The following is a 23,709-nucleotide window of genomic DNA, read 5'->3' as shown; positions in this document are numbered from 1 at the left end:
TAGTCCATCCTGTTTTAACTGCTCGGGCTGCCTGGTGATTCGCAGGCAACACGTCCTTACACCAAAATTATTCAGGGAAAAAGGGACTCCAGATAAAGCGGGCAAGCCAACCCTGGGAATTCGCGTTATTAATCTGTCCGGTACCGCCATAGGAAATTCTGGCATTGGCGACACGATCCGACGTAATGGTATTGTCCGGCCTGATGTCCTGAGGTCTTATCATGCCTGAAAGGCGGATGTATTCCTTACCCTGATTGATATTGACCCATTTTTCCCCTTGCACCAGCATCACACCGTTGGCCAACACCTTGGATACGGTGACGGAAATGCTGCCTGCCAGTTTATTGTTCTGAACCGATTGACCTTCACCTTCAAACTGCCGCTTCGCATCCAAATCAAAATCAAACGTGTATCCGCCCCCTAAAGCCACAGGCCGTCCCAGAACCGCGGCATTTACTATCTGTGCTTTTTCATTTTTACGCTGACGGGTCGTCGCTCTTTTTTGCGCGTCCGTTTTTTCCACCAGTACTACGGTCACGATATCACCGGGATGGCGTGCTCTCGGTGTTTCAAAGAGAGGCAGAACCGTTTCCGCACTGTAAATAGCGCCATTCCTGTACCGTGCCTGCTTGGTATCCGGGGTTACCGGATAGGTCGGGGCATATTCCGGCGCCGTACCCGCGACAGGAGGCTGCAGCGCTTCGCAGCCAACCAGCAGATAAATCACCAGAAACAATGAGAAAAACCGGCACAGTATCATATTACACACCCGATTAAATGGTTTGCGCCAAATACTGCAGCATGTTGTCAACGGTTTGAATACCTTTGGCGGTAATTTCATAGCTGCGCTGCGCCTGAATCATATTCACCAGTTCTTCAACCACATTGACATTGGAGGCTTCCAGAGAACCCTGCAAGAGTGTTCCAAGACCGGAATTGCCCGGTATATCAGTCTGAGCCGCACCGCTGGCAACCGTTTCAAGAAAAAGGTTTTGCCCCATCGGCTGCAAGCCGGCAGGATTAATGAAGTCTGTTAACTGAATGGTTCCAATTTGGGTTGGCGCCGTATTTCCCGCGACCAGGGCACTCACCGTGCCGTCTTTCCCGATAGTCAGGCTTAGTGTTTGCTCCGGAATATTGACGGGCGGCTGTACCACATTACCATTGGCGGTGACCAGTTGCCCCTGGGAATCCTGCTGAAAGGTACCGTCTCTGGTGTAGGCTTGCGTACCGTCAGGCAGCAGAACCTGAAAAAATCCGCGTCCCTCAATAGCCACGTCCAGAGCATTTTGCGTATTCTGGATGCTTCCCTGATTGAATAATTTCTGAGTGGCCACCATGTGCACGCCTGTACCCATATTAATACCGGTCGGAATTTCCGTACTCTGGGTCGACTGGGCGCCCGCCTGGCGAAGGTTCTGGTAAATCAAATCCTCAAACACGGCTCGACCTTTTTTAAAGCCGGTTGTATTGACGTTAGCAAGGTTGTTGGCAATGTTTGCAATATTTTTTTCCTGGGCATCTAACCCGGTTTTACTGACCCATAGTGCTGGTTGCATGGCATGTCCTTGTCTTTTTTATTCTTGTTTTCTATTACTCGTGCAATAGTTGTGCCAATCTCTGGGCATTCTCATCCACGGTCTGCATCACTTTCATATGAGCATCAAATTCCCGTCCGGCCGTAATCATGTTAACCATCTGCTCGACCGCATTCACGTTGCTGTTTTCCAAAGCGCCTTTGATGACGGTAATGGAAGGATCCGTCGTCGCTTTGCCCCCCTGATTCAACCTCATCAATCCATCGCTTCCTTTAATCAAATCCTTGAATTCCGCCTTAACCAGTTTGATTCGGTCCAGCACGGCCAGTTCATTCGGAGCCCCGTCAAGGGGAACGATTGAAATCGTCCCGTCGGTGCCTATATTAATTCGTTGGGCAGGTGGTATGGATATGGGGCCGCCATCCCCCAATACAGGGCGTCCGGATGACGTCACTAAAAGTCCGTTCTCCGTCAATTTAAAGTCACCCGCCCGTGTATAAGCTTCTTTTCCACCACCATCCTGAACCGCAAACCAGCCTTTCCCCTGCACAGCCAGATCCAAATCACGTCCGGTTGTTATGAGTTCGCCATCGGAGAAATCATTGCCTAGCGGCATATCGACAGACATCGCGGTCATCTCCGTGGAAGACGCACTCATGTACATGGATTGCGCACTATACAAATCCGCCTTGAATCCGGGCGTATTGATATTGGCGAGATTGTTAGCCGTAATCGTTTGACGGGTAAAATCACTCTGTGAACCATTCATTATGTTATAAAGGATTGTTTCCATAGCTTTTCCCCACCTTTTTTGCAGCACTGTCATGCGGCATTTATTTGTCAAGACACCATTTCCCTGACTATTCCTGAAACGGCCCTTTTAAACGAATGCCGCACCGCCTCGATAATTATCGAATGTTTATAATGGTCTGGGTAACCGCATCCGCAGTCCGGATGGTTTGGGCGTTGGCCTGAAAATTACGCTGCGCTCCAATCAGGTTAACCAGTTCACTGGTTAAGTCCACATTGGAATCTTCCAAAGCCCCGGATTGAATCAAACCAAGACTTGACGTGTTAGGCACACCTATCAGAGGCTGCCCCGACGCGCCGGTTTCCGCCCAACTGGTTTCCCCAAGATTCTGCAACCCGTCAGGATTGGCAAAATTGGCCAACAGCACTTGGCCCATGGCCCGTGACTGGCCATTGGTATAACGCCCCAGAATAATCCCTTCGGCATCAATATCCAGCCCCTCAAGACGCCCGGTTGTAAACCCGTTCTGCACATTGGATTGCACCGCAAAAGGACTTCCGAACTGGGTACTGTTGGATAAGTCAACTGTAAAATTCAGGGGATTGGCGCCATTACTCAACGTCATCGATAATGGGATCAAATTACCGGGTAACGCCGCATCCGCCGTATCAGTCACCCCCGCAAAGGAACCGTCCGCGTTGAAATTGGCTCGAAACAGATTATCCGGGTTATTGGGCCCGACATTGGCAGGCACATTTTGATTGTCAATCTGAAAAGCGACATACCATTGATTATCGGTTCCAACCGGAGATGACGCGTTAGGTGTACCACCGGCGGCAGCCGCGTCCGCATGAATAAAATACATCGAGAGCACATGCGAGTTGCCAAGGCTGTCGTAAATGGTTGAAGACGTGACATTGTTGTAGGTGTCCTGTGCCGGTGTCGCACCTCCGGCCCAGGCGACCGTAGGCGGCGTGCTGTCGGATCTGAGATTAAGACCGGCTATGACGTTGGTCGTCGCGTTAGGCGAAATATTAGCCGTATTTATACTCAATTCAACGGGAACCGTTCCTATATTACCATTGGCGTCTGCCGTATATCCTACCAGGCGTTGCTGGGAGCTGTTGATGATATTACCATCATTATCCACGCCAAAAGCACCGGCTCGCGTGAACACGGTCGAGCCTTGATCGCGCAGCATAAAAAAACCGCCTCCGCTGATTGCCAAATCAAGGCTGTTGTTACTGAACGTGAATCCCCCCTGACCAAACATCTGCTGGACTCGCGATAGTCTCACGCCTTGACCTATGGCAGCACTGGATCCTCCCAATGCCCCATTCGCATAGATATCGGCAAATTCAGCCCTGGAATTCTTGAAACCTATGGTTGCCGAGTTGGCGATATTATTGCCGATTACTTCCAAATCTTTCGTTGCGGCCTGAATACCGCTTATTGCTGTTCCGAATACCATGACAATCTCCTGTAACGGATAACATTAAATTCAGAAAAAGCGACCATAACAGTTATCTATTATGATCCTGACGAAATCAGACGGTAATCTGCCTCACATCGTTCAGCGAAACCGAACCGATACCTGCAACATTTAATTTGACACCTTCACCGTTCTGGCCAAGACTGACGCTGTCAACATTAGCGGCAGTCATTGTTTTTAAAGCAACTTCCTGACCGGAATACATGCCGTTAACCTTCACGGTATATTTTCCGGCCGGCATCCGCTCCCCTTTTTGATTCAAACCATTCCAGCTAAACTCAAACTGGCCAATGTCATGTTGTCCCAGCGGGAGTTTCGTCACCAGTTCACCGCTTGCGTTGTATACGGAAGCCGTCAATTCAGACACCTGGGCCGGAACATCCACCGCGATTTTACTGTCGCCTTCCGCCTCCAGTTGCAGTTTGTCGCTGTTCACCAGGACCTTCCGGCCAACCAGTGCCGAAGCTTGCAGAGCCTGATTGGATTGCAGGGATGACGCCAGTTGCTCGATAGATTCCTGCATTTTGGTGATACCGTCATTGGTACTGAATTGCGCCAGCTGCGCAAGAAAATCACCGTTTGTTTTAGGCTCCATAGGATCCTGGTTACGAACCTGGGCAACCATCAAACGCAAAAAATCTTTCTGCCCCAATTCTTTTTTATTTTGCGCGGCTCCGGGCTGTGTGAGACCATTGACGCCAGTCGCATTCGATCCGTTAATTAACATGCTCATAAATTATGCCCCTTCTCCTAGCTGCAATGTTCTTTGCATCAGTTGTTTGGTCGTGCTGATCATTTCCAGATTGACTTGATAGGCCCGTGAGGCAGAAATCATATTCGCCATTTCTTCCACGTGATTGATATTCGGGGCATACACAAAACCGTCTTTATCTGCAAGAGGGTTATTCGGCTCATAGCGTTGCACAGGATCAGCATTGCTTTGAAACATATCGGTCACTTCAACCCCGCCCGATATTTTTTGCTCAATTGCCAGAGTAGCCTGCTGCTGGATAGCACTGAAAATCGGATAAACGGGTTTATAGACGGCATCCGGATTGCCGGACACCACATTGGCGTTGGTCATATTGCTGGCGGTCGCAGTCATCCGGGTTGTTTCCGCACTCAAACCGGACGCGGCTATATCAAAAATGGCATTCAGTGACATAATTATTCTCCTTTCAACGCGGCCATCATTGATCTAATTTTACCGTCCAGGAAAGACAGGCTGGCCTGGTAAGACAAGGCGTTACGGGCAAACTCCGTCGTTTCAATCTCCTTATCCACCGTGTTACCGTCCAAGGACATATGCTTGGGAACACGGTATTGCAACTGCGAGGAGAAATCACCGGTACCGGCAATATGACCCGGTGAGTCGGTCGTCATCTGTTGCGATGAGGAAGACATAGCCTGCTTCAAGGTCTCATTAAAATTGATATCCCTGGCCTTATAATTAGGTGTGTTGGCGTTCGTCAGATTATTTGCCAACTGCGAGGCGCGCTGTTCGCGAAGCATCAACGCCCTGGCGTGAACTCCAAAATAATTATCGAGATTTATAGCCATACGCACTCCCTGTTACGTTGTTATCACCGATAAAGCAATTGCCATGCCAATTTATGAGACATTTATACGCCGAATACTTCAAAATCGTGTAAAATCAGCCTGTCTGCAATCAACCACATTACTCGTATGAACACATCTGAAATTCGTCATGCTTCATCTGAACATTCCCTGTCTTTACCGGACAATGCCGTTGCGCTGGTACGGGACTATCTTTTACAACTGCAACAGCGTATTTGCACCACGCTTGAATCGCTGGATGGAAAGACTCTGTTCAGGGAGGACGCCTGGGGGCGCCCTGAGGGGGGAGGCGGGCTTACCCGGGTGTTGCAAGACGGTCAGGTGTTTTCCAGGGCGGGCGTAAATTTTTCGCATGTCAGCGGAGAACAGCTACCCGCATCCGCAAGTGTGTCCCGTCCTGAAATAGCCGGGCGGCAATTCACGGCTCTGGGTGTTTCTCTGGTTATTCATCCGGATAATCCGTACGTGCCCACCACACATGCCAATGTTCGTTTTTTTGTGGCGGAAAAACCGGGAGAAGCACCAGTCTGGTGGTTTGGCGGCGGGTTTGACTTAACCCCTTATTACGGTTTTTATGAAGATTGCCGGCACTGGCATCAAACGGCGAGAAAAGCCTGTCAGCCGTTTGGCGAGGATATCTATCCACGTTTTAAGGAATGGTGCGATCGTTATTTCTATCTGAAACACCGTCAGGAAGCACGAGGCATAGGCGGGCTGTTTTTTGATGACTTTAATGAAGGTGGATTCACGCATGGTTTTTCATTTATGAAAAGCATCGGTGATCATTTTCTTGAAGCCTACGTCCCGATTGTACATAAAAGAAAAGATCAGGTGTTTGGTCAGCGGGAAAAAGATTTTCAACGCTACAGGCGCGGGCGTTACGTGGAATTCAATCTCGTCTATGATCGGGGAACCTTGTTCGGCTTGCAGTCCGGAGGAAGAACGGAATCCATCCTGATGTCGCTTCCACCTGAAGTGTGCTGGCAATACGACTGGCAACCTGAAAAAGGCAGCAAGGAATCATTGCTGTATACGGAGTTTTTACCGGCACGGGACTGGCTGACTGCCTAGATCCTAAACAGGAATCGCTGGATTTTATGTACCTTGGTTGATAAGGAAAATAAAATGGATTAGCCTGAAAAATTAGACGTATGGAGCAATAGAATGAAAAATTACTACGCATTCAGCGTTGCCATGATATTGACATTGAATTATATGGACGTGCAGGCAGGAGAATCAGGAATAAAGGGCATATTAAGCAATAATGGTTGGTATGCAGGTGTTGAGGGCGGATGGACCAAAATTGAAAGCCCGCAGAGTGGTCCTGCATCCTTACCAAGGGTAGGTATACTTAGTGAATACTTTAAGGATGGTTATAATGTTGGCGTGCGTGGTGGTTATCGGTGGGCAGGATTGCGACTTGAAGAGGAGTTCCGTTATCAACACAATCGGATAATTAGTATTACAGACGGCGTTCCCCCAGCAACAGTTCCCGCAAGCGGCACCCGTACGGCCTATGCTCTGATAACAAATGTAATCTACGATTTCCAATTTGATGGATTATTATTAACCCCACATATTGGTGCGGGGATTGGTGCCGTTGCACAAAATGATCAATGGACAGTTCCAATTGGCCGATGCGACGATGCAACGGATTGGCAATTTGGCTATCAGGGAATCGCTGGTGGTCGCTATAATATTACACCAACTATAGCCATCGATCTCGATTATCGTTATCTTGGGACAACCAATCCAACATTCACATTCAGTGGTAGCGGAGCAACGATTGCTGGCATCTCCGGGTCTACATTTACATCGGGCTATGAAACCCACAGTATTGTAGCTAGCTTGAGCGTACAATTATAAACGCAGCTCAGGGGCAAACAGCATGATCTTTAACACTGGCCTAATTGGAAAAAACCCGGGTACAGGGACATTCGTAGCTACGAAAAATCATAAAAAGCTTTTCCGAAACCCTTGATTCCCCGAGCCTCTGGAAAATTAGACTACATCAGAGTTTCTCAAGTTCCTTTTAAGCAACAGCATCCCCTCTTACAGCGTTTTGCAAAGAACGTTGCAACCAAAGACAGATCAATCAAATACTCGATAGTCATTATCAATAATACGAAGGGCAATTTAAGTTACACTTCGTATTTGCGGTGCAACATATTTAAACATTGCAAGCTCTAACACCTGCTCCTGTCAGAACCAATGCAAACGCTGAAATATATGCTATTGCTTAAAAAAATAATTTGAGAAACTTAATGGACATTAACACACTGAACTTAAACCTTCTTCGCGCGCTAAGCGCCCTGATTCGAGCCCGCAATGTGACTATTGCCGCCAAGACGGTCGGGGTAAGCCAATCGTCCATGAGTGGTTTTTTAAAACAGTTAAGAGAAGTCTTTGACGACGAACTTCTGGTGCCCGGGCAATACAAGATTATGCAGCTTACACCCCTGGCATCTTCACTCGCGGATGACGTACATAGCATAATGAGTAAAATAGACCAGGTTTTTAATCAGCAGGACTCCTTTCATCCTGCCAGCTCTCAAAGAATCTTTCGCATAGGAATGACTGATCTTATATCGGCACTGCTGCTTCAACCGCTAATGAAACGCCTTTCATCCGACGCTCCGAATGTGCAGATAAAGATTATCCACCCAAGATACCTGGATTCCCTGGAATATTTTGAACAACATCAAATGGATCTTGTTGTAGGTTTTTTTGAAAATGTTCCACAAAACCTGAAACGGCAACTCTTGTTTAAAGACAATGCGGTCATTGCGTGTTGCAAAAATCATCCGGCCTGTTCTGCTCCGGACTGGAACATTGATGAATTGATCAAATATCCCTTGATTCAATTTTCATTAACTGGCACGCCCTTTGAAAATTATATGAAGAAGTATCTCTCGCGGCTTAGACTCAACAAACCCGTTTCCATTAATGTTGGGACCGGATTGACTCCGTTTCTATCGCTGTCCGGTACAACGTACCTGACATTAACAATTAAAAGGCTTGTGGATAGATTTGAAAATTCCGCCGGAATTACCGCCCTTAAAGTGCCTTTTGAATACGACTGCTTCGTATGTCATCAATATTGGCACCCAAGACATGATAATGATCCAGGACACTCATGGCTACGAAAAACAATGAAAAATATTTCTGAAACACTCGATTCTTTGAGCTTCTAAAAAATTAGTCTACTCTAGGCTCCGTGAATCAAAATTTTCTTCGCACTATTTTTTGCGAAAAAGCAGTAGCCCGTAAGGAGGCCTGCGGCCGTATTGCGGGTTTGATATGCCAATTAGGAATGTTATCCCGCATTACAGCGAAGCCTTCATGACAGGCCACTAGAAATTATTATTTATTGTGCAGCAATAGTTGCCTTGGTTTCGATCGGAAAAAATTGGCTCACAGAACCTGTGACTATATGGACATTAATTCCAGAATTATAATGGTTTACAAGCTCAGAAAACCAATTAAAAAATCGATATTCAGTATCGATAAATTTAAGTTTTTATTACAAAATAAATACAGGAAATCCAGGAGATTTTAGAGCCGAATTTTCTTCTAAAATATATTTTGCATCCGACTAAAAAAAGATGCAAACATTGTTTTGCTTGAATAATGGTATTATTGTGAAATTTTATATATAAAAAAAGGCCTCTCGAAAAAGAGGCCTTGCTTTATTCTGGGTCTGTAAATAATTTTGTGTAATTGGTCATAGTATATAATCTGCCTATTTTCAGACAGGCATTGAAGAAGAGACAAACTATGACTCATGATATAGATGAATTGGCCAAGGAAATAGCCAAGACGTGTAAAACGCAAGAAGACTTCACTGAGTTTTTTAAACAGCTAAAGCGTCGAGGCTTAGAGGCTGCGCTATCCGGAGAACTTACGCATCATTTAGGCTATGACAAGCATGCCAAGGCTGTTGAACGCAAGAGCAACAGTCGTAATGGGTACAGCAAGAAGACTATTCAGGTTAATGAAGGCGAAATGGAAATTGCGGTGCCACGTGACCGAACAGGCACATTTGAACCTCATATTATCCCTAAATACGCTACCCGCTTTGATGGTCTTGATGAAAAAATCATTTCATTTTATGCCCGAGGTTTAAGTACACGCGACATCCAAAGCGAGCTTGAAGAAATCTATGGTACAACCATATCACCCACATTGATTTCAAGCGTGACAGACGCGGTTTTATCAGATGTACGTGCCTGGCAGGCAAGGCCTCTGGATAGTTGCTTCCCCATTGTTTATTTGGATTGTATTGTCGTTAAAGTAAAGACTGACAAAGGTATTATTAACAAATCCGTCTATTTGGCATTGGGTGTTAATACAGATGGCTACAAAGAACTTCTGGGCATGTGGATTAGCCAAAATGAAGGCGCAAAATTTTGGCTAAACGTACTGACAGATATAAAAAATCGTGGCCTGGATGAAATATTTATTGCGTGTGTTGATGGACTTACTGGATTTCCAGAAGCCATTGAAACAGTATATCCACACGCTAAAGTTCAGCTTTGCATTGTACACAAAATTCGAAATTCATTGGCTTATGTCAGCTGGAAAGACCGTAAAATCCTTGCTGCTGATTTAAAAACAATCTACAGTGCCAAAACACTCATTGAGGCTGAAATGGCGCTGGAAGCATTTTCTGAGAAATGGGACGACCAATACCCATCCATAAGCTCCTCATGGCGCAGAGACTGGATACGTATTACCCCATTTTTTGATTATCCAGCTGACATCCGTCGAGCCATATATACGACAAATGCCATCGAATCGTTGAATATGACTTTGCGAAAGGTAATTAAAAATAAAAGAATGTTCCCATCTGACGAATCAGTTTTTAAATTGCTCTATCTTGCGATTGAACGAATTGCTCGGAAATGGACAATGCCGATCCACAACTGGAAGCCAGCTATGAATCGGTTTATGATCGAATTCGGTGATAGAGTTACTGAATAATGGAATGGCTAGTTACACAGAAAATTTTACAGACTCTTTATTCTGTCTCCTGCCGCTTGATTTTCAGGAAGTAAAATCGACAACCGATGATGATACGTCGCTAATCGCCGTAGCACTTTTCAATTTAATAACTTTTATGGTTTTGGCATTCAAGTCAAATTTTGATAAATCGATCATTTTTAAATTTCTGTCCTCGTAGGTGTGAACAAACAACTGTTTCTTCTTAAGGTCAATTGCGCTGGTCCATTGAGTGTGATCATAGTATGTTTCACCTTTCATTTTTTCTACGACAACTCCTTTGGGAACATCAAAATTATTCAATAAATGAAACAATTCCAATACGGCTTCATGGCCATTTTCAGAAGGAGGCATGGTTGCTGTAAACAAAGCCGCGCGGACAAATCGCGATGGCGATGTAAAATCACCCGGTAAACCCAGCATCCCGGATCCCAGGCCCAAATCTTTTAAAGGCAGATTGGGAATACTGTTTTCAGACACATCTTCCGGCTTCAAATTGACGTAATTACGCAAATTAGTCAAATGCCAGGCAAATTCAGGCGCGTTCGTTAGTACGCCAAGTTCATCATCATAGAGGTTCATCTTGCCATCCATGTACTCTACAATCAGACTTTTGCCATCAGGCTCACTGATGACATAATGGAGCGGCAGGGAAAATCCCCAAGGCTTGAAAATGGCATTAGAAACCTTGATGGATTGCAGTCCCGCCTTCGCTTCAGCGATACTCGCAAAATTTGAAAGCAACCATACCCCGACATCAACCGAACTAACGGAATTGGCAGCCTGTTCAGGCGTGACCTGCTGATAACCGGCAAACCCAGGAAAGTAAAAAGTCCCCACCCGCAACCCTTTTTCATTGACGCCTTCAATAATGAGTGGCAAAGATTTTGCGTTCATACCCATAGCAGCATATTTCGATTTCCATACCAAATTTTTACCCTCATATGGGGAAGTAGCTTTTAACTCATAATGTCTGGGAATAACCACAACATCCGAATCAATTTCAGCACCAAACTCCATGGTTCTTGCAAATACAACCGAGCCGTCTCTGGCTTGTATTTTGCTGCCTGTGCAAGCCTGAACGGCAGGCACAGAAGCAATAGAAAAAAACAACAGCCCTGCAACACTTTTTTTCATTTTTTCGATATTGATCATCAATTTATCCTTTGTCTTGAGTTATGAACCATATAACCTTAGAATAACAGAATGTTTCTTCCAAACAAACAATATTTTATTGAGCAATACCATAAAAATAATATAAATAAAAAAGGATTTTTAAATATGATTTTTCGTAAATTTTCAACCTGATAACATGCTAAAAATCTTGTTCATACGGATATGTTTTCTTGTAACGTGGCTATCATTATGGCAACATGCTTTTTGTGCCAATGGCCAGGTGTTTGACGGCATCAACTATATTAATCCGGCTAATAATCTTTTTGTAAAAAAATTGCGTGTTTCCACGGGATCCATTATCTATAATCCTAAAATTCCATTTCAAGGAACCGTCAACGGCAATCCCAAAAAAGCGACAAGCAATCCACTCGTGGTATCGCCCTATGCCCGTGTCATATACCGGTTGCATCCAAAACTCGCTTTTGGCCTGGCCATCAGCGAACCTTATCGTGTTATTATTGACTATAAGCTATCAAAAGATAACATTCCCGGCTTGTATAATCGGGAAAACATCCGTACCGCATCTATCCACCCCAATCTGGCGATACAGTTGTCTAAAAACCTGTGGCTTGGTGCAGGATTAAATATAGTCCGTTACCAGCTCGAACTGAACCTGGTTGTGCCTTTTACCATATCCTCCACTCCGACCATATTCAATTTGCAGGGAAATGATGTCGCATGGAGCTATGCGCTTGGGGCTATCTATTTGTTCAACAAAAACACGTTTCTTGATGTGGCTTATTTCAGCAGAAATACCGGAAAAATCACCGGAACCAGCTCGTTTAAAAACGTCAGCGCCCCCACACTTTCTCAAACATTGCTTGTGATCCCGGACACCTTGACCGCTGCCCTGACCCATCGCTTTGACGAAAAACTCATGGTCAGGCTCGGCGTGATGCGCACCTTCTGGCAGGAATTCAAATATACCAGCATTTCCCTACCGAATGCGTTCATTCCCATTCCTCTCAATTACCGTAATACCAATCGTTTCCTTTTTTTAAGCCGGTATCAGCTCTCCAATGAATACGCGTTCAGTTTTTACGCCACAAAAGATTTCACCCCCACCAAACTCGGGGAAAGTAATTTTGCCCTGGCCGGTAATATCTTCTCGACCGGATTTATAGCCAGCAAAAAAATAACAAAATCATTTACATTACGAGGATTGTTTGGTTATGGTTTTAATACGAATACAGTGAAAATCGATGAAGAAACCTTCAAAACCTTTGGAACAATAAAAAATAAAATTATCTTCTCGAATTTCCAGATTATTTATAATTTGGATGGCTAGGCTCTGTACATTTTAATCGCTACAACATGACTCGTAACCGCACCCCTCCGGTGTACGCTGTTTTTCTGACGCTGAAAGGCGAACGTATTACCTGGCTATTTAGGGTGATTTTTGTCGAAGGTAACAGGGCGTAATTATAAAATACCTCAAATCCCTTTTCGCTGTTTGCCATTCGTAAAGGCTGCAGCAAACGAACCAGTTTGTTTGAGAAATACGTATAGGCATAACCGATTCCCCAATTATCGTCAGGACGGTTGGCAAACATCAATCCGTACCCTCCCAGCCCCGCACTATAAAACTGGCTTATGACATTGCGATCATCCGGACTCCACCCTGCGCGTCCATACAAACCAAACCCCAATGGAGGAATGCCTTTTCGAGAGGGCTGATCATCACCCTTGGCAAATTTGGTAGCAGCCTGGTGATGATTATCCATAACCCATAAATACTGATCAAAATTAACCAAAATACCGTAATTATTATTTTTCCGCGCAATCGGTATAACACCGATTAATTCGGCCAGTAATTGCCGTTGATCGATAGCAAAACTGATGGGCGGCTTGGTTGTATAACCACCTATAATGCGATAATTTCCCGGCAAAACATTCCACAGTTCGGTGGTGTATTGATACTGCACCCCATATGTGTATTGCCCGTCAAACGCCGTATTAAAACCGGTGGTACTGGCTTTGCCATTGGCATCCAGAGCAATGACCGCCAGTGTATGCTGTTTATTGGGTACCCAGATAATCCCGGTTCCTAACGGAGTATAGGGTACAAACGCACCCAACATGGGATTATTCACTAATCCCGCATAATCAAACTGGAAATTTTCATTATTGGCAAAAACATTTTGATCAGCCAAACCCGCAAAGTTTATTTTTCCAATTAAAAAAATCAGGTTTTCAGGCAGCGCTTGCACCAGATAAGCTTCGGAAAGGGTCGTCTCTGAATGCCTGGGAACCGGCATGGTCGCATCGTAGTTGGCCGGAAGAACGGAACCAACGTCGGGGTTGATGCTTCTCTGCGCCTGCCAGGAGGACTCCCCATGAAGAAGGATCCCGCCACCGGACCAAACCCCGGCCTTACCGGAATCCCAGGCAATGAGATAATCGGAACTTCCATCATTTCGCCAAATGTCATGACGAACACCGCCGGCAAGGTTGCTATTCAGAAATTGAGTGATGTTTGTATCAATAATAAATCCCTTGTCAAACAAATCATCCCGAATACCACCTAAATTACCCAGCAAAAAACTCCTGTCGGTCACAGGACCCCTTACCATATTGGGGTCTCCATAAAATTGATGGACGCGCCATAATCCGTACAGAAGTTCCGGACTGATGGTGAATAATGATATTTTGGACTCCGGTGTGGAAGGCTTTTCTGCCCGGGAGACGGTCGTTCCCAAAGCAAAAATCATAACAAGCACCACCGCAAACCCTTTAATCATCCCGTCTCCCTGGCATCGACTCAATATGTTTAATATTCCAGAAACAACTCAATCAGTTTCGCACAGTAATGCGGTTTTTGAAAAAGCACGCCATGTCCGGCACCTTGTATACGAACCAGCCAGGAACCAGGAATCGCATCCGCAATCATGACGGCATTCTTAACCGGGGTCAGCACATCCTGCATGCCGTTGAGAATCATCACCTTATTTTTAATACCGGGCAGTTTATCCCAAATCCCGGAACCTTTGTTTTCATGCGTCACCGCTTCGCCTTGTGCCTGAATGGCTTGATGGTTCATCGTTTCTTGCGGGATAGTGCTCACGGTTTTCAGAAAACGGATGGCTTCCTTTCTTGCACTCGGAGGAAATAAAAGCGTCGTGACCATTTGCTCCGGAGTCAGGTTGGGATCGCTTAGCATGTTAAAATATTTTGCCTCCGGTAACACGGTTTGTTGTCCACCGGCTTTTCCTCCGACAACGATAAAATGATCATACATTTCGCCGTGTTGCGTAGCCAGAAAAAGCAGAACACTGCCGCCCATCGAAAATCCCAGAACATCGGGCTTTTGTAATTGTTGCGTTGCAATAAATTCATGAACAATATTGGAAAATTGTTGCATCCGGTTGGGAAACGCCTCTTTTGTCGTCGACTGCCCAACGCCTGGAAAATCAAAGATAATCACTTCTCTGTTTTTACTTAGTTGCTGTAACAAGGCCGGATGCCAGGTGGTCATCGTATCGCCATGCCCCGTAATCATGACCAGCGGTTTACCATGTCCAAAGCGGTAATAAGCAATCGTAGCGTCCTTTACTGTCGCCTTTTTTAACGCCCCATAAAACGAGGGCATGGTGCTGGCATAGTTAGAAAAACAAAGCAACATACCGATAAAGAAAATCCATTTTTTCATTGGACACTCCTGCGTTATTTGGAAACGAGCCCTGTCAAAGGCTGTTTGAGAATACCCCGGCCCTCATTTAACATAAGAAAATTTGGTGCACAGAACCTACACTCCGGGAACTTGAATACTCGTTTATAGCTAAACGATGACGTTCTAAACAATATAGCAATTTATAAGCCCGGAAAGCCAATTAAAATATTAATACTCAGTATCAACACAGTATTTGAACCTGGGCGTCGAGGTAACACGAGCGTTAACTACAAAATCCGGGCAAATCAAATAACTTTTAGATTGATTTTTCAAACAATTTGCTTTCATTTTAATCATTTTTATGATTAAATCGCATCTTTTAAAATTCAAATTTACGTTATTTCTGGAAACTACATGGGATTATATCGCGCTATATCCGTTGATATGGACGGGTGTTTTTTTAACAAAGCCTATCTCGCATCAGAAAAACCTGATGTCATAGAAGCCAATCGATCGCTACTGGATGAATTTTCCAGAGCCGGTGAAGAATATAATGGCACGACCGTATTTTTAGATTCCAACCGCCAATCGATTGGCGATGACAATGACAATGCGGCAAGCAACGAAACGGGTTCGTCCTATCCATGTCTTTTAAAAATCGGTGACTATTTAAAAGCCGACGTGGATACTTTTCTCCTGCCCGATCTGTATAATGATTTGGAAGACGGAACTACGTTTGCCCATGCCCTGACCCTGCTTGATGAAGCCTCCTTTGATTATGATCCGGATAAATTCAGGAAAGCGGATCGCAAGGAATGGTTACATGACCACAGCAAGCTGACCATTCTTTATGCCCAAATCCATAAATTTGCCTGTGAGCACCCAAGCGATACGATTGATTTTTATTTCTTTGATGATCGCGAAGTCCTGCTTGCAGGTTTGCATGATTATTTCAGTAACAACCGTCTTATGCTGCCAGATAACGTGACGCTTCATGTATGCGGTTATCAAGGACCCGGTGCAGAACCCCTTGTTACTTACTACAAACCAATTACCGGGTTGGGTCAAATAGATAAGGATTATAAAAACAGCGTAAAAAAAATAGCGGCAATTTCTATCGAATCGCCCAAATGCCAGGAGTTTGGACTCTCCAGTACCCGTAGCGGGCGCTGTGTTCGAACGTATGAAGACGCACAGGAAGCCGGTTTTCTTTTAACCTCCCCTATTGATTGCGTTCGTGATTATCATCTTGGCCCGCCCCCAGCCATTGAAAAAAAATCTGAGCGCCCGGGATCCAGCGAACGATCTGCTTCTCAAAGTAGCGGGCTTTCTCTTTTTAAACATGCGCTCCCGAAAAAATGGCCTTCCTTCCCCTCATTGACTTCCTTACCATCCCCAAGACGAAGCAAGAAAAACTCTACGAGAAAATTCGAAACAGAAGAGGATTTTACCATAACATCAGAGATTGATCTGATGGTGGAGTCTAAAGAAAAACGCTCATCATCCGACAGCGTCAGCATAGCGACGTCTGCGTCGTTATTTGCTCCAGTACCCTGGAAAAAGGCAAGCGTTCGATCACGGCAGGCCTCCGAGGAAAAAGAATTGGAAGCCGGTTCTTACCGCCACAATAATAATCCGCACGGAACCTAGTACAACGTTTCACTGAAGTTGTCTTGCTGGTTTGTTATTGCCGCGACAGCGGGAAAACGTTCATAAGTGACACATCAAACCCGCAATACGGCCGCAGGCCTCCTTACGGGCTACCGCCTTTTCGCAAAAAAATGGTGCCAATTAGCCGTATTTGCAGCTGTGAAAATTTTTGTTCACGGAACCTGGGAAGCATTCATACGATAAAACGCCATGGCGTTGTGAAATAGTGCCTTGTCTGCCAAATCCTCGTCCAATGCCTCCCGAACCAGAGTAATATCCTGATCCGTAAACGGATCAGGCGCCCGTGTCGACGGCAAATCAGTACCAAACATCAAAGCTGAAGGGTTAATGGCAGCGAGGTCTTTCAGAGCGTTTCGCACATCAAAATCAACCCGGCCAAATCCGGATGCCTTAACCCGCACACCGTGCTCAACCAGTGCCAGCAGATCCCGCCATCCTTGTTTTGACAAACCCAGATGATCGATACTCACGGCAGGCAAACCGACAAGGATATGACGCAACTCACCGAGCGCGCCTGAGTCGATATAAAGTTCCGTATGCCATCTGACTAACTCATAAACACGATGCGCCATTGTTTGCAGGTGCTCGATCTGTTCCGGCCCGCCTCTCTTTATATTAAAACGAATAGCGCGCACTCCCGCCTTATCTAATCGCAGAATTTCCTCATCACTGACCGATGACGGTAATTGTGAAACACCCACAAAACCCGGACCAAGCGCGTGCATGGCAGCCAGCAAATAGGATTGATCAAAAGCCTGAAACGATCCGGATACGATAACTCCACCCTTAATATTAAGAGAACTGGTACGTCTGCGATAATCCGTCACGGTAAATTCGGGAGGTAAATAAGATTGATTGGGAACTAAGGGGAATTGATAATCAATAATATGGAAATGTGCATCAAACAGTTTCAGCATAGTTCATCATCCGTATTTGTTTCGAGCCATAAGAATACCAGGGCGTGTCCTCATTCTGTTTCCTCCGGCATCGCCCGCTTGCTTAATGAGGAAATAATTTTTTCAATGCTATGCTGATGCGGATCATTTTGCTCAATAATAGCCTGGGCACGTTGTTCACAATAATCTTTTACTTCCTTATCCGGTAAAATATAAAAGGTATCTTTCGCCACCTCATTAAGTATATGCTCGGCAATGTCTTCCGGAGGACGGCTTCTGGCAATCAAATCGCTCAACATGCCATGGAATTTATCGGAATGCAGCGGTGTTGAGTTAATCAAAAGGCGGGTGTTGGCAAAAGACGGGCAAACCACGGATACGGAAACCGGCTTTTCCAGGCGTTGTAAATCAAAATGCAGTGATTCGGACAGTGCGACAATAGCGTGTTTGGACATCGCATAGGCCGACATTTGAGAACCGCTGCACAAACCATACAAACTGGCCATGTTAATAATATGAGATCGGTGTGGCTGCTTGAACATGGTTGGCAGAAATGCCTGGATTCCATTGATAACCCCAAACAGATTGACGTCCATCACCTTATGGATATGTTCACAGGCCAGCTCCCATATCGGAGCAAGATGGCCGCTGATTCCCGCGTTGTTAAAGAGAAAATCAACCCGATTAAACCGTTCAAACGTCTGCTTGGCCAGATGCCTCAGACTTTCCGGCTTGGCAACATCACAGACAACACCAAGCACATCCGTTTGCGCGCCAAGAGAAAGTTGTTCCACTCTGTCACACAATTCACTGACCGAATTATCAGCCATAACGACATGAAAACCCCGTTCTATACAAGCCTTGGTCAAGGCCAGACCAATTCCGCTTGCAGCACCGGTAATTACGGCTACACGTCTATCAGAGTCCATTCCCGTTTCTCCACCTGGTATTATCGTCTCAATAATAATTCCTTTGCGCCTGTCATCCGTTCACCACTCATATCACCCTGGTATTTGTCTTAACCAATCGGACACTGACTACGTCACATAGCCTTACCAGCAAACGCTCATACTGCCTGAGTGATCCATTGCCAACACAATAACAGAGCCTGTTGAACGGCTTTACAAAATACGTTGATAATGAGTTTGAACTAAATTTAACCGATTATCCAAGCGCGAATGATAACGGCTCCATACCGGAACGGTCAAGCGAATCGTGATAGAATCCAGGGTATTCTTCATTCTGTAAATAACAGGGTCAGTACACGTTGCTTTTCCTGGCTGTAAAAAAATATGCGTGACTTGTTTATTTTTTTGTAAATTGGGTTGCCAATTGGCAACCCAATCTGGATGCACGGATTTATCTTGTCGGGTTTCCCATTGCAAGCCCGACAAAATGATCCGGCATCAATATCTTGTTATTTACAGGATGAGATTTATTCAGAGACAACAATAACATCCTGGGCTTTCAATCCTTTAGGACCCTTATCAAGAATAAACGTTACCGGATCGTTTTCATGCAATGTTTTAAATCCGGAACCTTGAATATCTTTGTAATGCACAAAAATGTCATCACCTTGTTGATTGACAATAAATCCAAATCCTTTTTTTTCATTGAACCACTTAACATGGCCACTTTCTCTTTGCGACATTCACTTATCCCCTTTGTCTTAAGCTTTTCTACCTGGAAGGCAGATCTAACACTCTAGGCTCAGTAAAAACATGTTGTTCACGGAGCCTGGTATCCATTGCAGAACAATTTAAAAACAAAGGCATCAAAATTTAGCGTTATTGTTATTAAATTTGCGCTACAATGTCATTTCTCGTGCCAAATCAACCTGGCACTGTGATTAGCATATCAGTTTTTTATTGATTGTTAACGATTTTTTTAAAGAAGTGATGTCATTTATTATTTTTAATTAGTACAGGATATCCAAATGGAATACTCAAAACCTGCTTTTATTCGGATGGCGCTAGCCTGCGATGTTCTTAAATTTGGTGAATTCACCTTGAAATCAGGTCGAAAAAGCCCCTATTTTTTTAATGCGGGTATGTTTTATCAAGGAGACTCCCTGCGTCATATTGGACATTTTTATGCCAAAACGCTCCTGGATAATCAAATCGAATTTCAGCATTTGTTTGGACCGGCCTACAAAGGCTTGCCTCTTGCGACAGCGACAGCGATTGCTCTGGCCGAGCGTGGCGTTAATACGACGGTGACGTTTAACCGAAAGGAAACAAAAGATCATGGTGAAGGCGGCCAACTCATTGGCGCCCCGCTACAAGGCAATACTGTAATGATTGATGATGTCATTTCGGCAGGCACCGCGTTTCGGGAATCGCAGGAACATATTAAAGCACATGGCGGAAATCTGACTACCGTCGTTATTGCCATGAATCGGTGCGAGCGCGGTATCACCGATCGATCCGCAGTGGATGAGATTGAAGCTCAGGGCATTAAGGTGTTGTCCGTCATCACCTTTTTTGATTTGGTTGACTATCTGATTGCGGAAGGTGCCGACAGAGAAGTGGAACGCATGAAAGCCTATCAAAAACAATATGGTTACAATTTATAACAGGATGACGTCTGTTAGATCAGAATAACAATTACTGGTTCTTTTTTACGGGTTGGTTGCTGTGGCAACCCAACCCGATTTTTACATTCAGGGAATAAAAACTCAACGGTACCTAATACGCAGCGATGTCGATGGTTTTTATTTTGTAATTGATCATTTTATTATGCCTGTTGACAGTCAGGGTAACACGCTCACCCACTTTAATGTCCGTTAACAAATTATAAAGATCATCATAATTGCGCACAGGATGCCCATTCAAAGCCACTATCACATCCCCTAGCTGAATCCGCCCCCAGCCATCGCGGTGTGTGCCCCTTAAACCAATTCCCGCAGCCGGGGTGTTCGGCAGAACTTCCGCGATCAGTATTCCCTTTCTCACCCCTAATCGGGAAGCAATACCTGGCTCCACACGATGTATACCCAAACCGGATAAAATCACACGCCCATTTTTAATCAGTTGTGGCACAATGCGCTGGATATCGTCGGAAGGAACGGCAAAACCGACACCGGCCGAAGCCCCGGAATTGGAATAGATAACCGTATTCATACCAAGCAAGCGGCCTTTACTGTCCAGCAAAGGCCCTCCGGAATTACCCGGATTAATTGAGGCGTCCGTTTGAATCATATCCCGGATAGTTACGCCGCCAATTCCCGGAACCTGACGGCCTAGCGCTGAAATGACACCTACCGTCAAACTATGATCCAATCCAAAAGGATTACCGATAGCTATAACTTTTTGACCAACCTGGAGATTATTAGTCGACGCCATCGTAAAAGGGGTAAACGATTTCAGAGACTGTAACGCTTTGGGCGACGCAATTTGTAAAACGGCAATATCTTTACGTGGCTCGGCACCGATGACTCGCGCCGGCACCGTTTTATTATCTATGGTGATCATTAACTTGTCTGCGTCTTTGATGACATGAAAATTGGTCACGATATGTCCCTGGGCATCCCAGATAATGCCGGAGCCGGCACCGGTTGTGACGTGCATTTTTTCATAAGAGTGGTTGGCAACCTCGGACAAACGGTGAACAAAAACAACCTTGGGAGAAAATTTTTGAAAAATGTCGATGGTGTTTTTTTCGCTGGCCAGCATATCGTCCTGTTCGGACGCATATAAGGAAACAACTGAAAACACACAGATAACAAACAGGAAAAAACGGGAAAACTTATTGATCATCCTCAAACTCCATACCTATAGAACCAGTTAATCGTTTACGGAAGCTCTGGCGTGCTAATAATTTCTCAATAACGGACTGCGGAAAATCAGTTATTGTAATAATATTTTTACTAATCAAGACATCAATCAAATCCTCTACAACCCTAATCAATTGTAAATCAGATTGAAGTAATTTGAATTTTTCTTCTCCTTCACAACGATGCAGGAACGCAATGACATCGGGGTGATCGAGATCAAGTTGCTCATCTCCCGGCTGTCCATGCTCGCAAATGGAGAACACATTACCTTGTTTATCACGTTGAATATAAACCACTTAGCTCATCCGTTAACTGTCTTGGTTGAATTATGCACTATTTTAATGCTTTTGACCAATAAAAAAGTTCGTGATGATACTATTTCAAAATTTATTGTACTATTTTTCAGCAAAAAGCGAAGAGTATTTATTGAGAAACACGGTGAGTCAATCCGATTCGCCAATTGGGTTATCAATCGACAACCCAATAAAATAACGAACATATATGGCAAGTCACCCGTTCAATACGAAATTGGATGGAATCCTTGATCAAGCGGGCGATTCGATCCATTTTTTACGATAATCCTCCAGCGTTTCATCATCGGACCAGCCGTCGTCATAATCAATGGAGTCCGTATCATCTTCCAGATCATTAATATCCGACTCAGTATCCGAAACATCCTGCCTGGTTTCTTTTTCCTTACTGCTCTGCTCCAGGTTGATACCAGTTGATATTTTAAAAAATCCCAACAGGAATTCAATGGGTGCCATTAAGGCCGATTTGAAAGTCTGGGTTGAGGAATCAATCGTTTGTTTGGCAATATTTTCACTGTTATGGTTATGACGTAAATAGATTTTTTCCAGCAGTCCTGAATGACGCTCAAAAATGGAATCCATATGCTCGTTGCGCTGTTTTTCCTGCTCAAGAAGATAATTCTGCAATTCGAAATGATTGTCCCACAAGGAAGCCCGCCTTGTTTGTAATTTTTCCAGTTCCCCGTCATAGCGCGCAAGTTCCTTGCTTATTTCCTGTTTCAATTCATCACAGGCATCCTTGCGAGTCTGCACCGGCCCATTGGAAACTATCGACGATGACTCTTTCAAGGCAACTTGCGCATAGCGTTGAATCAATTCTTCTTTTTTTCTCAGTATTTCGTCTATTTTCTGATCAAGATACTGAATCGCCTCCTTATTGGATCCCAGTACCTGATAATGTGAGTCAAAGCGCTTGTTGCTGGACATTTGCAGTCGCAGCTTTTCCAGCTCCCTCGCTTCCTGATCCAGTGCCCGTTGTTGCGCCTGATCATTAAGATTTTTATCCCGACTTAACAGTAATTGCCGAATAAAGGCGGCCAGAATACCAACAACACCAAACACCGACGCACAGATTATAGCTATAGTGACAGGTTCCATAACTCAACCTCCCTAGTGCAAATGAATCAATTGAGTGTGAATATCCACAGCGAAATAACGACTGAATGTTTGATAGGAGTCAACCGCCGGCCATTGTTCCTGGCGTTCACACATACGCAGCATTTCCGCTTCAAAAATAGGCTTGTAGTAATGCTTTAAAAAGGGTTTTACTTCACCAAGGTGTTCAAAATTTTTCACAACAACCGTCGCATTTTCCGACAGATGGGTAATATTAATTTTTTCCAGAACATCAGACAGCTCACGATCGTCCTCAACGGCCGATTTCATCCATTTTAACAGTACGGAACGTGGCTTTATTCGTAATAGCTGCCTGCCTTCGCTCAGATTTTTTTCCATGAGAACAATCTGGGAATGAAGCTCAAATTTAAAACAACATAAAAAATCCAGAAAGCTGCCTTCGATCTCATTGCGAGCATCGTTACCCAGCCAACGGCAAATCTCATGCCGGAACATGGTTGTAAAATGTCGTTCAATTTCATTTAAAGTGGCTTCATCGCTATTCTGCTTTGGAATAACATAAGCCGTATTATCGACGTGTAATAATCCAAGATCCGGCAAATTACTGTCATTGAGCTGAGAGGCGAGGAAAGATAAAAAGACCTTGGTCGGTTTAAGAATGATAACTTCCCACTGACTTGGTTGCATGACGCCCTCCTTGTTTTAATTGACTCATCCTGAGCACAACTTAAAAAGCAATATAAACGTCTTGTCTTCCTGAATTTTTTCAAGGGAAGACTATCAGATTAACGCTAAAATAATTTGATGGCAAGATATAATGGAAATTTTAAATT

At 44.6% G+C, this 23,709-nt stretch carries 24 protein-coding genes; 7 read left to right on the top strand and 17 right to left on the bottom strand.

What is annotated here, in order from left to right:
- Positions 1-67 precede the first annotated feature (67 nt).
- From flgH to flgB, 7 genes are all read right to left on the bottom strand, one after another.
- A complete protein-coding gene (gene flgH, locus CKW05_RS06140) occupies positions 68-760 on the bottom strand; it encodes a flagellar basal body L-ring protein FlgH (RefSeq protein ID WP_058483321.1) in 693 nt (230 codons plus the stop codon).
- A gap of 13 nt (positions 761-773) precedes the next feature.
- Entirely contained in the window at positions 774-1,559 is a 786-nt protein-coding gene (gene flgG / locus CKW05_RS06135) for a flagellar basal-body rod protein FlgG (protein ID WP_058483320.1), read from the bottom strand.
- Between the two features lie 34 nt (positions 1,560-1,593).
- On the bottom strand, positions 1,594-2,331 hold the full coding sequence (flgF, locus tag CKW05_RS06130; RefSeq protein ID WP_058483562.1) for a flagellar basal-body rod protein FlgF: 738 nt from the start codon (positions 2,329-2,331) through the stop codon (positions 1,594-1,596).
- A 115-nt stretch (positions 2,332-2,446) separates the two neighbouring features.
- A complete protein-coding gene (gene flgE / locus CKW05_RS06125) occupies positions 2,447-3,760 on the bottom strand; it encodes a flagellar hook protein FlgE (RefSeq protein ID WP_058483319.1) in 1,314 nt (437 codons plus the stop codon).
- A 76-nt stretch (positions 3,761-3,836) separates the two neighbouring features.
- A complete protein-coding gene (locus CKW05_RS06120; RefSeq protein ID WP_058483318.1) occupies positions 3,837-4,514 on the bottom strand; it encodes a flagellar hook assembly protein FlgD in 678 nt (225 codons plus the stop codon).
- Positions 4,515-4,517: 3 nt separating this feature from the next.
- Positions 4,518-4,946, bottom strand: coding sequence for a flagellar basal body rod protein FlgC (gene flgC / locus CKW05_RS06115; protein WP_058483317.1), 429 nt, complete (start codon positions 4,944-4,946; stop codon positions 4,518-4,520).
- 2 nt (positions 4,947-4,948) lie between these two features.
- On the bottom strand, positions 4,949-5,341 hold the full coding sequence (gene flgB, locus CKW05_RS06110) for a flagellar basal body rod protein FlgB (RefSeq protein WP_058483316.1): 393 nt from the start codon (positions 5,339-5,341) through the stop codon (positions 4,949-4,951).
- A gap of 126 nt (positions 5,342-5,467) precedes the next feature.
- Here flgB and hemF point away from each other — a divergent pair, with 126 nt between their 5' ends.
- From hemF to CKW05_RS06090, 4 genes are all read left to right on the top strand, one after another.
- Positions 5,468-6,430 carry an oxygen-dependent coproporphyrinogen oxidase gene (gene hemF / locus CKW05_RS06105; RefSeq protein WP_058483315.1) on the top strand — a complete coding sequence of 321 codons (963 nt, stop codon included), beginning with the start codon at positions 5,468-5,470 and terminating at the stop codon, positions 6,428-6,430.
- Between the two features lie 93 nt (positions 6,431-6,523).
- On the top strand, positions 6,524-7,225 hold the full coding sequence (locus CKW05_RS06100) for an outer membrane protein (protein WP_058483314.1): 702 nt from the start codon (positions 6,524-6,526) through the stop codon (positions 7,223-7,225).
- Between the two features lie 398 nt (positions 7,226-7,623).
- On the top strand, positions 7,624-8,553 hold the full coding sequence (locus tag CKW05_RS06095; RefSeq protein WP_058483313.1) for a LysR family transcriptional regulator: 930 nt from the start codon (positions 7,624-7,626) through the stop codon (positions 8,551-8,553).
- 583 nt (positions 8,554-9,136) lie between these two features.
- Positions 9,137-10,342 carry an IS256 family transposase gene (locus CKW05_RS06090; protein ID WP_095140585.1) on the top strand — a complete coding sequence of 402 codons (1,206 nt, stop codon included), beginning with the start codon at positions 9,137-9,139 and terminating at the stop codon, positions 10,340-10,342.
- A 63-nt stretch (positions 10,343-10,405) separates the two neighbouring features.
- Here CKW05_RS06090 and CKW05_RS06085 read toward each other — a convergent pair whose 3' ends face one another.
- Positions 10,406-11,515 (bottom strand): linear amide C-N hydrolase, encoded by a 1,110-nt coding sequence (locus tag CKW05_RS06085; RefSeq protein ID WP_058483597.1) that lies wholly within the window; start codon positions 11,513-11,515, stop codon positions 10,406-10,408.
- Positions 11,516-11,672: 157 nt separating this feature from the next.
- Between CKW05_RS06085 and CKW05_RS06080 the strand changes: the two genes are divergently transcribed.
- A complete protein-coding gene (locus tag CKW05_RS06080) occupies positions 11,673-12,824 on the top strand; it encodes an OmpP1/FadL family transporter (protein ID WP_058483598.1) in 1,152 nt (383 codons plus the stop codon).
- A 19-nt stretch (positions 12,825-12,843) separates the two neighbouring features.
- Here the strand turns inward: CKW05_RS06080 and CKW05_RS06075 are convergent, their stop codons facing one another.
- Together CKW05_RS06075 and CKW05_RS06070 are read right to left on the bottom strand one after the other, a co-directional pair.
- Positions 12,844-14,277: a carbohydrate porin gene (locus tag CKW05_RS06075; RefSeq protein ID WP_058483599.1), complete on the bottom strand. Its 1,434-nt coding sequence runs from the start codon at positions 14,275-14,277 to the stop codon at positions 12,844-12,846.
- A gap of 29 nt (positions 14,278-14,306) precedes the next feature.
- Positions 14,307-15,185 carry an alpha/beta fold hydrolase gene (locus tag CKW05_RS06070; RefSeq protein WP_058483600.1) on the bottom strand — a complete coding sequence of 293 codons (879 nt, stop codon included), beginning with the start codon at positions 15,183-15,185 and terminating at the stop codon, positions 14,307-14,309.
- A gap of 375 nt (positions 15,186-15,560) precedes the next feature.
- Between CKW05_RS06070 and CKW05_RS06065 the strand changes: the two genes are divergently transcribed.
- Positions 15,561-16,796 carry a hypothetical protein gene (locus CKW05_RS06065; protein WP_058483601.1) on the top strand — a complete coding sequence of 412 codons (1,236 nt, stop codon included), beginning with the start codon at positions 15,561-15,563 and terminating at the stop codon, positions 16,794-16,796.
- Positions 16,797-16,969: 173 nt separating this feature from the next.
- Here the strand turns inward: CKW05_RS06065 and CKW05_RS06060 are convergent, their stop codons facing one another.
- The 3 genes from CKW05_RS06060 to CKW05_RS06045 all read right to left on the bottom strand — a co-directional run bounded on the left by CKW05_RS06060 (position 16,970) and on the right by CKW05_RS06045 (position 19,364).
- Positions 16,970-17,734: an amidohydrolase family protein gene (locus CKW05_RS06060; protein WP_058483602.1), complete on the bottom strand. Its 765-nt coding sequence runs from the start codon at positions 17,732-17,734 to the stop codon at positions 16,970-16,972.
- A gap of 50 nt (positions 17,735-17,784) precedes the next feature.
- Entirely contained in the window at positions 17,785-18,642 is an 858-nt protein-coding gene (locus tag CKW05_RS06055; protein ID WP_058483603.1) for an SDR family NAD(P)-dependent oxidoreductase, read from the bottom strand.
- Positions 18,643-19,148: 506 nt separating this feature from the next.
- Positions 19,149-19,364 (bottom strand): cold-shock protein, encoded by a 216-nt coding sequence (locus CKW05_RS06045; RefSeq protein ID WP_058483605.1) that lies wholly within the window; start codon positions 19,362-19,364, stop codon positions 19,149-19,151.
- 285 nt (positions 19,365-19,649) lie between these two features.
- Here CKW05_RS06045 and pyrE point away from each other — a divergent pair, with 285 nt between their 5' ends.
- A complete protein-coding gene (pyrE, locus tag CKW05_RS06040) occupies positions 19,650-20,288 on the top strand; it encodes an orotate phosphoribosyltransferase (RefSeq protein WP_058483606.1) in 639 nt (212 codons plus the stop codon).
- A gap of 112 nt (positions 20,289-20,400) precedes the next feature.
- Here the strand turns inward: pyrE and CKW05_RS06035 are convergent, their stop codons facing one another.
- From CKW05_RS06035 to CKW05_RS06020, 4 genes are all read right to left on the bottom strand, one after another.
- Positions 20,401-21,477 (bottom strand): S1C family serine protease, encoded by a 1,077-nt coding sequence (locus CKW05_RS06035; RefSeq protein WP_408606983.1) that lies wholly within the window; start codon positions 21,475-21,477, stop codon positions 20,401-20,403.
- Positions 21,461-21,784, bottom strand: a complete 324-nt coding sequence (locus CKW05_RS06030) for a hypothetical protein (RefSeq protein ID WP_058483608.1) — start codon at positions 21,782-21,784, stop codon at positions 21,461-21,463. The genes CKW05_RS06035 and CKW05_RS06030 overlap by 17 nt, the downstream gene beginning before the upstream one ends.
- Before the next feature lie 249 nt (positions 21,785-22,033).
- Positions 22,034-22,897, bottom strand: a complete 864-nt coding sequence (locus CKW05_RS06025; RefSeq protein WP_058483610.1) for a hypothetical protein — start codon at positions 22,895-22,897, stop codon at positions 22,034-22,036.
- Between the two features lie 12 nt (positions 22,898-22,909).
- Positions 22,910-23,563: a hypothetical protein gene (locus CKW05_RS06020; protein ID WP_058483611.1), complete on the bottom strand. Its 654-nt coding sequence runs from the start codon at positions 23,561-23,563 to the stop codon at positions 22,910-22,912.
- Positions 23,564-23,709 lie beyond the last annotated feature (146 nt).

The organism is Legionella spiritensis, assembly GCF_900186965.1.
Lineage (GTDB): Bacteria > Pseudomonadota > Gammaproteobacteria > Legionellales > Legionellaceae > Legionella_C > Legionella_C spiritensis.
Note: the sequence above shows the minus strand (reverse complement) of the source record. Positions and strands in the feature narration are given on the sequence as shown.